We start from the raw sequence: 10,194 nt of genomic DNA, 5'->3' as shown, positions 1-10,194 counted from the left end.
AGTTCTCCATAAACTCCTATAGGCTGTAATATCTCATATTTATTTAGAACATAGCATGTAGAATTAGCTATTGGTTTTCCTATAGGAATGTTTTCCTCATAGTCTTTATTAATATGGAAGCATGTAGAAAATGTAGTATTTTCTGTTGGTCCATAACCATTTATGATATTTAATTTCTTATTTTTACTTCTCACATTATTTATATGTTTAGTTGATAATACATCTCCTCCTACCAAAAGATATTCTAGATTTTCAAAGATTTCTGGTTTTTCTTTTGATATTTGATTAAATAATGGTGACGTTAACCACATAGTGCTTATTTTATTCTTTTGAATATATTGTTCTAACTTTTTTACGTTCATAAGTATATCGTTACTGATTAAATACAATGGCAATCCATTGAGTAATGCTCCCCAAATTTCAAAGGTTGAAGCATCAAATACTATTGCTCCTGTTTGTAATATTCTATGATTTTCTTTAAATTTAATATAATCAGTATTATTTACAAGCCTTACTACATTTTTTTGTTCTACTGCAACTCCTTTGGGCTTTCCAGTACTACCTGATGTATATATTACATAAGCTAAATCCTCTGGCTTATTTATATTTGGCAAATTAGGTAATCCATGAGTAGAATCTATTACATTTTCAAGCTCTATTATCTCTCCACTAAAATTTATATCCTTTATAAAATAATTCTTAGTTAATATTATATTTACATTACTGTCATTTATAATGTGCTTTATCCTCTTATTAGGATATTGTGGATCTATAGGTAAGTAAGCTCCTCCTGCTTTTAATATTCCTAGTATTCCAATTACCATTTCTAAAGATTTTTCTACCATTATTCCTACTATTGTATCTACTTTTACTCCACTATCCCTTAACAATTTTGCTATATAATTGGATTTTTCATTTAGCTCGTTATAGGTTAACTGCTTATCTTTATATACCACTGCTATATTGTTAGGTGTATTTTTCACCTGTTCTTCAAATAGCTCATGTATTGTTTTATTTTTTATATATTCAGTTTTTGTATTATTAAAATCATATAAAACTTTTCTCTTTTCATCCTTTGTAATAATATCTATATCACAAAGACGATTATAACGATTATTACCAAGCTGATACAATAAGTTTTCAAAGTGTGAAATAACACTATCAATAGGAAAATTCTCATCAAATACTTTAAGTTGATAATCAAAATCTATATTTATATCTTTCTCATCCCCAAAATCACTTACAAACATCGTTAGTGCATTTCGTTCACATCTATTCTCAAGTAGCTTGTACTCTGTTTCATAATTAGAAAACTTTTGAGAATAATCATGCTTTAGATAAGAAAGTACTACATCAAATAAGTTTTTCTCATGACCACTATTGTTATAGACTTCTCTAACTATATCTCCTAAAGGTAATTTCTCATGCTTATAATTTTCAACTAATTCTTTTTTTATATTTATGATAAAATCCATAAATTTTAAATTATTATCAATTTTTATCTTTAATGGTAGTAAGTTAACAAAAAGTCCTACTGTAGATTTATGTTTATCACTTCTTCTATTTAAAACTGGTACACCAATTATAAGTTCATCTTTATCATAAACTCTTGAAAAATAAGTAAACATTGCTCCTAAAACAAAATGAAAAGCAGAACAATTATTTTCCTTACTAATTTTTATTATTTTATTATAGTCTGAACGTTTTATGGTCAATGTTTTTCTAGAACTTACTATATAGTTATTTACATCATCCTCTATATCTACTTTTTTCATGATAAGAGGATCTGGTAATGCTTCTAATTTTTTCTTCCAATAAATCTTGTCTTCCTCATACTCTTTAGAATATAAATATTCCTTATCTTCTAGCATTAAATTTTTATAGCAATATAAAGTATCGTTCTCTGAAAGATTTCCTTTTATAAGACTGTTATATATTTTCATAACTTTTTTGTTTATAAGAGAAATTGCCCATCCATCAGCAATTACATGGTGTATTTTTGTAAACCAATAATATAAGTTTGTATTAACTTTTATTAATTTAAATTGAAAAAGAATATTATTTATATCAAAAGGCTTTATCATTTCTGATTTTAGCCACTGCAGTGCATATTCCTGTGAGTTCTCTTTTTCTGAAAAATCATGAAAAGGTACAGTATAATTTAATTCTGATAAAAACTTTTGAGTAGGTTCTCCATTAACTTCATTAATCATTATTCTTAGTGCATCATTTTCTTCTATTAATATATTTATGGACTTTTGAAAGATATCTAAATCTATCTTTCCCTTTATTTCCATATATCCTCCAATATTATAAAGTGCATTCTTAGGATATATTTGCTGCTTTATCCAAATATCTTGTTGATATGCTGTAAGTGAGTATTCATGTAATTTACTTGTAAAGCTATCTTCATTTAGTAACATAAAATCCCTCTTTCTTATTTTTTAGTTTACTATAAAGCTTATCAAAACTAGTATTTTCAATAATAATTAAAGTTTTTATCCATATATTTCCCCTATAGATATACCCGCTCTAAAATTAATATATAATTGATATTCTTTGATATCATAGCTGAAACTATTAAATTCACAATTATTGATACTTCTCTTTTATAAGGAAAATTTTCAATTGATTTCTTTTTAAAGTGACTCAGCCACTTTTATTAAGAAACATATCTTATGAAAAATTACAGTTTCTAGTTGTTATTATACAAATATAAAATGTAATATATTGTAGTTTTTAGTAAACTGTTACTATTATTAACAAATTGTTAACAATTGTTAACGCTTGAAATCTTATATTTTTTTATTTAAATTATTATAAATAAATGAAATTTACTAGGTTTTATCTGTTTTTTAAGCTTAAGAAATGAATATTGAAAGTTAATAATATTCATTAATCTTTAATTATTTTTAATATCAATATAGTAGATAGTAGACCAAATTAAAAAACCAGCTTAAACTTATTTATTAAGTCTAAGCTGGTTTTCCTATGAAAATTAGTTTAATATTAAATTTAATTATTAATTATAAGAAATCATTTCTACATATACCCTGAAATTATGACTTTAGTTATTTTCAGCTTTTTGATGCTTCATCAATGAAGTCAAAGTTATACCTACTGCTCCAACTATCGCTCCCCAAAATACTACTAAAAACAAAACAGCACTACTTTCCATAAAAACTACCTCCAAATTGCTAAAAATAAATTTAAATCTGGAAAATAAAATATTTTTACTAATATATGCTAATCATCTCTAAATATCTATTAAATATATAATATTTTTTAAAGATACTTAAAGCAAAAAGAGATAAACATAATGTCTATCTCCTTTCACCACTTATCTCTTTTTATCTACCATTGAATTAAAAATTTTCTTATTCTTTATAAGGGATGTAAAGGTAGTTATACTTAATATAAAGGAAACTATACCTAATATTGAACATATTACTGTTATTACTTTTATAGTTCCAAATGAAAATCCAATATTTGAGCTTAGCTTTAACATTTCTTCATTTAGATTTGGAATTATATATATAAAATATCTTATCCAAAGCATTGATACTCCTAACACTATAGGTATTATACCCATAGCAATTAAATAACCACTTTTTCTTCTATTTTTAATTCCCTTAATCCCCATATATATAGGAAGTATAAAGACTATAGCCAGTATAGGACCAAAGAATTGTGGAGACAATGCTATTAGGCATGCACTTAATAATGTAAACTGAAGAGAAATATTATAAGCTTTTTTTTGAATAATAATTTTATCTTTTTTAGATGCTGATACCATAGGCTATTTCTCTTCCCTTTGATGTCTTAATAATGAAGAAAGTGTTCCTAATATAGCTGTAAGAATGCATCCCCAGAAAAATACTAAAAAAAATATTGCTGTTGTTTCCATAGATTATGCCCCCAATCCTTTCTTGACTATAACTTTATTTGAGCTAATTTCTTTTCCATAAACTTTTTTAATACTTTTATAAGTTCCTACAAATCCTATTATTAAGACTCCTAATATAACTAATCTAGCACCATTTACCCACGGTACAAGCTCCGGTGTATTTTCAACAAAGCTTGGAATCAATCTAAAATAACCATCCCTTATATAGTTAAATGTTGATCCAATAAGAACTACAAGTATAGCTATTGGAGTTATAAACCTTATAACAACAGTATATACCCATCGCGGAAGTTTCCAATAAGAACCATTATTAATCCCTTCCGTGAAATCTTCTTTCATAAACCAACCAGTAATTATAACTTCCAAAAGTCCAACTATAACTAATAAATATGACCCCACCCAATTATCTACTTCAGTAAAATACGCCATTACATCTGTCTTTGTTAAAATTGGTTCTAATCCCACAGGTAATCCTACTATAATATATAATGCAAATACTACAAAAGAAGCAGTTTTTCTTGAAAGTCCCATATCTTCTGAGAAGATTGTAGTTAAATAATTATACATTGCTATTGCAGATGTAAAGCCAGCAAAGAATAATAACAAGAACCATAGTGCACCAATTATTCGTCCTCCTGACATATTCATAAATACGTTAGGAAGTGCTATAAATGATAGTCCTATACTCTGTTGTATTCCATCTGGGCCCATAAATGCATAAGCAATAGGAATTGCTATAGTTCCACCTAATATTACCTCTGCAAACTCGTTTAAAGAAACAGTAGTCAATGCTGAAAGCACTATATCATCATCTTGCCTCACATAAGATGCGTAATTTTGAATTATTCCCATTCCCACTGATAGTGTAAAAAATATCTGTCCACTGGCTGCTAAAGTCGCCTGAAAATTGAGAGCGCTCCAGTCTGGTTTCCACAAATAATTTAACCCCTTTAATGCTGACCACTCAGGATTTACTGGTGATCCAGTGGTTAGTGATTTAATTATTAATATAATTCCAAAAGTATATAGTAATGGCATCATTATTTTTGCCCATGCTTCTATTCCTTTTTGTATTCCTTTTGTTACCGCAAAAGCAAGTATTGACAAAGCTATTAACCAAAATACAAGAACTTTAGCTGGATCCTGAATATAGCTAACAAAAAATTCTCCAGTACTTTGAATACCTTGATAGGCACCTGCAGCTGTAAAGAAAGAATATCCAAGAGACCACCCAATTATATGATTATAATATGAATTTACAAGTACAGTTACTGCAATAGCAAAGGCTCCACATAGTGCTCCTAAGAATATTGCTTTTTTAGGCTTTAATCTGTCTCTTGATTGTAAGTAAGCCATATACCCAACAGTACCATGACCATACCTTCCACCAATTCTTCCTTGCATCCATTCAACGAGCATTACAGGAATCCCCATTACTAACAATGCAAATATATACGGAAGCATAAATGCTCCCCCACCATTTTTAGCTGCTTGATAAGGAAATCTCCAGAAGTTCCCTAGCCCTATAGCATTTCCTGCCATAGCTAGAATGAGACCGAGTTTCGTTCCCCAATTCTCTCTATAATTCTGATCCATAATACTACCTCCCTATAAAAATCTTACAATAATATTATCAAGATAGTTTTTGAAATGCAATTAAACAATCTATTAATTTCATTTCAAGAATTTTAACTTCTATTCCACATCATCACCTAAAGAAATATTTTATAATTATTATGCGCCCTAACCCTTATTTATTCCTAATTATATAAACTATATTATTTTTTTATAATCTATCAGCTATTTAAACGTTTTCTTAAAAATGAAATTTCCAAGAAAGCATTTGTTATTTTTTTGACTATTCACATTAAATTTTTACCCCAATTCATAATGGTTGCTAAAAGATTTTATTAAACTTTTACAGTTTCTTTTAAATTCCCCTGTAACCTTTAAAAATTTTTAATATTTTATTTTTTTAAATTGACAAAAAATATACTTCTTAGATTTATTCACAATTCTTCCATATTTTATTTTAATAAATATTAATATCGCGTTAATTAACGAAATATTAATATTTACATTTACAAAAGTTTAGCCATTATAAAATATAGTATAATGTGATTACCTTTCCCGAAAAATGCCTTAAACAAAAATAAGCCTTAATTTAAGACTTATTCAGGATAAACATATTCAACTATAGGTTTTTCAATTTTTTCTATTAAAGTTACCTCTAATAATGGTGAATTAAACACCTCTTCATCATCTTTACTTATAATGTTATGAATAGTAGCTTCAACTCTTACCCAGCTATCCTTTTGTAGCTCATCAACCTTATCATAATCACATAATATGCCATAAATTTCTGCATCTGCTGCACAACAATTCATCACTGGTCTAGACAATAGAAACTGCTCTTTTTCAAAACTAGCATTCTTATAAACGAAGCCCTCCACTACTATTTCTCTTCCTTCATAATGTTCTAAATTATTAGCAATTTCCTCAAAAGTCCTCACAAAATTTTCTTCATCGATTTCAATTTTTTCTTTTAAATCAGTGTTTTGTAAACTATTAAAAGAAAAGCATTCACTATTATTGCTCTTAAAACATTTATATCCTTTTAAATTTGCCATATTGCTATTTATTGCATCAGTTTTTACTAGTGGTATAGATATTAGTAAAATGATAAATAAGAGATAAGAGTACTTTATCTTCTCATTTTTTTCTATAGTAAATATTTTTTTTAATTGAAAGAAATCTAAAATTATAAGAGCTACTAGTGCAAAATACATGTATTTAACCATGTTAGGATGGATAAAACTAAAAATTCTTTTAGTATATATCAAATTCGCCAAAGATAAACTGAGAGATAATAAAATTAAAAACCAAATCAATTCATTTAAATTGAATTTTTTCATTTATACCATCCTTCCTGCAATAAAAATATTTACTAAGCATCCACTAACAAAACATACTGCAAAGATTAATAAAAGAAGTTTTATAATAAATCCTTTTTTAAAACCACTACTTAGCATAAATACATTTTTTATGTCTATCATAGGTCCTAAAATTAAAAATACTACAATAGATCCTAGAGAAAATTGATTTATAAAGCTACTTGCTATAAAAGCATCTGCTTCTGAGCAGAGGGAAATTATAAAAGCAAAAGCTCCCATAGCAATTATGGATAAAATATTGTTTTTACCAATCATTAATAAATAATTTCTAGGTATAGAACTTTGAAAAGCTGCTGATATTAATGCTCCAATTATAAGCATTCCACCTATATTACGCAATTCAGCTGAGCAATGATTTAATATATTTGACATTTTGCCATTATTATAAAATATATAATCATTGCATCCACAGCTACAGAAATCACTAGTGCCATTATCCTTTATAACTTTATTTTTATCTATCAAATCATCTATTAATAGTCCTATAATTATAGCTACTAAAAACCCCATTCCTCCTCTTAACATTGCCATATAAGGCATGTCTTTAAATGCATAATAGGTAGAAGTAAATACTATAGGGTTTACAATCGGTGCAGCTAACATAAAAGTTATAGCTATATTAAGTGGTACTCCCTTTTTAATTAGTCCTCTAGTAATAGGAACAGTAGCACATTCACATAATGGAAAAATCATTCCTAATAAAGCTGCAATTATTGTCCCTAAAACTTTATTTTTAGGGATTATTTTTTTTATTGTATCTTCCGAAACATAAATTTGAATTATTGCTGCTATAAAAGAGCCTAATATTATAAATGGCAACGCTTCTAAAACTATGCTTATAAATATTGTAAAAAATATATCTTTATTATTTATCATTTTCTTACTCCTTATAGATTATGGGACTAATAACCTTTATTCTTTAAAAATAATGATATTTTTTTAGTAACTCCTCTATCCAATTTGCTAAAATTCTCTAGTTCTTTTTTAAGATCCTCGCTTTTATTAACTGGCAGTATAAATCCATGATTATTTATTTTTTCTATGGTAGTTAACAACTTATCCTTTTCACCCTCACCTAATTCTCCTATATTGTTAATAATTATTAGATTTGCCCTTTCTAAAGCTGGGATGATAACCCCTCCCATATTGTATAAGTATAATAAAAAGCTTTTACCATCTATTATATTAAATATAGTGGTAATACTACTTATTTTAAGAAGCTCCCTAGAATTCAACTTTTCAATTAAAGAACCCATATTCTCCATACTATTGTGCTCAATTATTATTCTATAGGGCTTAAACCCTTTAATATATTTTATTAATAGTTCTTCCTTTAAATCATCAAAGTCTATTTGTCTTATCCTCAAATTTTTATTTTTTAAGAACTCTTCCTTAATCGCACTATTACCATCTTCACATTGAATTACTATTACTTTTTCACTACTCATTAGGGTGCTGCAAAGCAGTGCATTTATAAAATTAGTTTTCCCTGATGAAATAAAACCCGTTACTATTTCAATATTGGTTTTTAACATATTTTCACCTACTAAAGCTTAAATAACTTTTTTAAGTTTTCTTTTTTTAAATTAGCTCCTATAACACATAACCTCCCTGAAAAATCTGGAGTAGTATTTCTAATTTGCAATTCTTCAGGTACATAATCAAATTGGATCCACTTACTATTTTCAAGTTCTAGAATTCCTTTAGCTCTTAATACTTGTCCATAATTTTCATCATCTAGTTTTTTTAATAAAGTCAATAAATCACTTTCTTTAAACTTCCTTGCAGTTACAGTTCCAAAGCTTTCAAAGGTATTATAGGCTGAATGGAAAGTTTTATTTATAGCTTTTATATCTTTTGTCGGTTTAGTAATTAAATCTATTTCTTTTAAATTGTTCCCAATAGTTTTTTCACTAATTTCAACTATTCTTTCTCCTCTTAATTTCTCCCATGGCGTAGTTATTACGGTAGCTTTTGGATTAATAGTGTTTATGCCTTTTAATGTTGAGTTTATTAAATTTTCTTCCGCCTTACCTGTTCTGCTTAAAACTAAAGTTTTTCCATTTTGAATTTGGTCTTTATATATCTTTCCAAAGTTTTCTACATACATCTTATATTTAAATACATCAATTACAGTTATAACCATATTTAGTTTTGCAACATTCCTTAATTCTTTAGAATTAATTATTGAAATTATTTCCGAAAGCTTACCTACTCCTGATGGTTCAATTATGACCCTATTTGGATTAAATTTGCTACAAACTTCTAAAAGTGACTTTTTAAAATCTCCCGATATATTGCAGCAAATACATCCTGCATTTATTTCTTTAACTTCAATATTAGCTTTTCTTAATGTAGTTCCATCAATTCCAACTTCACCAAATTCATTTTCAATAATTACTATCTTTTCTTTATATAAACTCTCACCAACTAGCTTTTTAATTAACATAGTCTTTCCCGCACCTAAAAAACCTGAAAATATATCTACTTTCACAGCCATTTAATTCCCTCCTTATATAAAAATTATCTTAGATATCTAAAATAAAATAACAAGTTAAAAATGCTTCTGCATTTTCTATCTCATAAGCTGTTAATCTTCACTAATAGTGACCCTATTGTGTTTTCTGATAAAAGAGCATAATAGAAAATAGGCTAGAATGCTATATTATTCTTTTTTTAAGATACCTTATATTAAAATATATATTTCTTTTTAGAAATGTATACCTTTTATTAGTAAACTTTCTCCTCTCTTTTCAGAAAGAAATGCAAATATAAAATAACCTTCCAGAATATAACTATTTTATTAAAGTTATTGAAAACTCTTACGATAAGTAATATGAAAAAGATTTAATTGGAGTGGTTACAATATGAACATAAAAGGATTAGATAAATTAAATGATAAAGTTATAGAAAAAGATAAAAATATAAATCAGCATTTAAATGATGCTATAGGAGAAGCAAATAAAAAAGACACAAGTAATGATGTTGATAGTAATAAAAGAGTAGAAGAAAGAAAAGATAGGGAAATAAAAAAAACTAAACTTAAAGAAGCGCAAATCCAACATATTAAAAAGTTAGAAAATATAGTAGAAGATTACGCAGAGTTCAAAGTCAATTCCTTAATAAAATAGAACCTGCAAAATAATTACAGGTTCTATTTTAGGTATCTTAAAGAAAATAGCAGCTCAAAAATGTTACCATATCTTATATCATACAATGTATCAGGTACAGCTCATAATGATGCTATACGCTGTTTCTAATAACACAGTATAGTATTATAGGGTTCCACAATGAAAATATAACTTATGCAAGATTTTAATTTCCATAACAAAA

The 10,194-nt window shown here is 27.0% G+C and carries 8 protein-coding genes; 1 reads left to right on the top strand and 7 read right to left on the bottom strand.

Annotation, left to right across the window (positions count from 1 at the left end):
• The 7 genes from B2W91_RS20120 to B2W91_RS20090 form a co-directional block, all read right to left on the bottom strand.
• Positions 1 to 2,423, bottom strand: a 2,423-nt coding sequence (locus B2W91_RS20120; protein ID WP_291584201.1) for a non-ribosomal peptide synthetase, incomplete at its 3' end; no start/stop codon positions are given.
• A 917-nt stretch (positions 2,424 to 3,340) separates the two neighbouring features.
• A complete protein-coding gene (locus tag B2W91_RS20115) occupies positions 3,341 to 3,796 on the bottom strand; it encodes a hypothetical protein (RefSeq protein ID WP_291584199.1) in 456 nt (151 codons plus the stop codon).
• A 114-nt stretch (positions 3,797 to 3,910) separates the two neighbouring features.
• Complete coding sequence (locus tag B2W91_RS20110) at positions 3,911 to 5,503, bottom strand: sodium-dependent transporter (protein ID WP_291584196.1); 1,593 nt, start codon at positions 5,501 to 5,503, stop codon at positions 3,911 to 3,913.
• Positions 5,504 to 6,078: 575 nt separating this feature from the next.
• Entirely contained in the window at positions 6,079 to 6,822 is a 744-nt protein-coding gene (locus tag B2W91_RS20105) for a TIGR03943 family putative permease subunit (protein ID WP_291584193.1), read from the bottom strand.
• The gene (locus B2W91_RS20100) at positions 6,823 to 7,737 is read right to left on the bottom strand and encodes a permease (RefSeq protein WP_291584191.1); all 915 of its coding nucleotides are present in this window, start codon (positions 7,735 to 7,737) and stop codon (positions 6,823 to 6,825) included.
• Positions 7,738 to 7,763: 26 nt separating this feature from the next.
• Complete coding sequence (locus B2W91_RS20095) at positions 7,764 to 8,396, bottom strand: GTP-binding protein (RefSeq protein ID WP_291584188.1); 633 nt, start codon at positions 8,394 to 8,396, stop codon at positions 7,764 to 7,766.
• An 11-nt stretch (positions 8,397 to 8,407) separates the two neighbouring features.
• On the bottom strand, positions 8,408 to 9,361 hold the full coding sequence (locus tag B2W91_RS20090) for a GTP-binding protein (RefSeq protein ID WP_291584186.1): 954 nt from the start codon (positions 9,359 to 9,361) through the stop codon (positions 8,408 to 8,410).
• A gap of 367 nt (positions 9,362 to 9,728) precedes the next feature.
• Here B2W91_RS20090 and B2W91_RS20085 point away from each other — a divergent pair, with 367 nt between their 5' ends.
• Positions 9,729 to 9,992, top strand: coding sequence for a hypothetical protein (locus B2W91_RS20085; protein WP_291584184.1), 264 nt, complete (start codon positions 9,729 to 9,731; stop codon positions 9,990 to 9,992).
• The last annotated feature ends 202 nt before the right edge of the window (positions 9,993 to 10,194 follow it).

Origin of the sequence: Clostridium sp. UBA6640, from assembly GCF_002455975.1 — a bacterium.
Lineage (GTDB): Bacteria > Bacillota > Clostridia > Clostridiales > Clostridiaceae > Clostridium_J.
Note: the sequence above shows the minus strand (reverse complement) of the source record. Positions and strands in the feature narration are given on the sequence as shown.

What these genes read in the sequence shown, in the direction of transcription:
- B2W91_RS20090 (WP_291584186.1), bottom strand. Translation starts at nt 9,361, where the DNA reads ATGGCTGTGAAAGTAGATATATTTTCAGGTTTTTTAGGTGCGGGAAAG.
- B2W91_RS20105 (WP_291584193.1), bottom strand. Translation starts at nt 6,822, where the DNA reads ATGAAAAAATTCAATTTAAATGAATTGATTTGGTTTTTAATTTTATTA.
- B2W91_RS20085 (WP_291584184.1), top strand. Translation starts at nt 9,729, where the DNA reads ATGAACATAAAAGGATTAGATAAATTAAATGATAAAGTTATAGAAAAA.
- B2W91_RS20095 (WP_291584188.1), bottom strand. Translation starts at nt 8,396, where the DNA reads ATGTTAAAAACCAATATTGAAATAGTAACGGGTTTTATTTCATCAGGG.
- B2W91_RS20100 (WP_291584191.1), bottom strand. Translation starts at nt 7,737, where the DNA reads ATGATAAATAATAAAGATATATTTTTTACAATATTTATAAGCATAGTT.
- B2W91_RS20115 (WP_291584199.1), bottom strand. Translation starts at nt 3,796, where the DNA reads ATGGTATCAGCATCTAAAAAAGATAAAATTATTATTCAAAAAAAAGCT.
- B2W91_RS20110 (WP_291584196.1), bottom strand. Translation starts at nt 5,503, where the DNA reads ATGGATCAGAATTATAGAGAGAATTGGGGAACGAAACTCGGTCTCATT.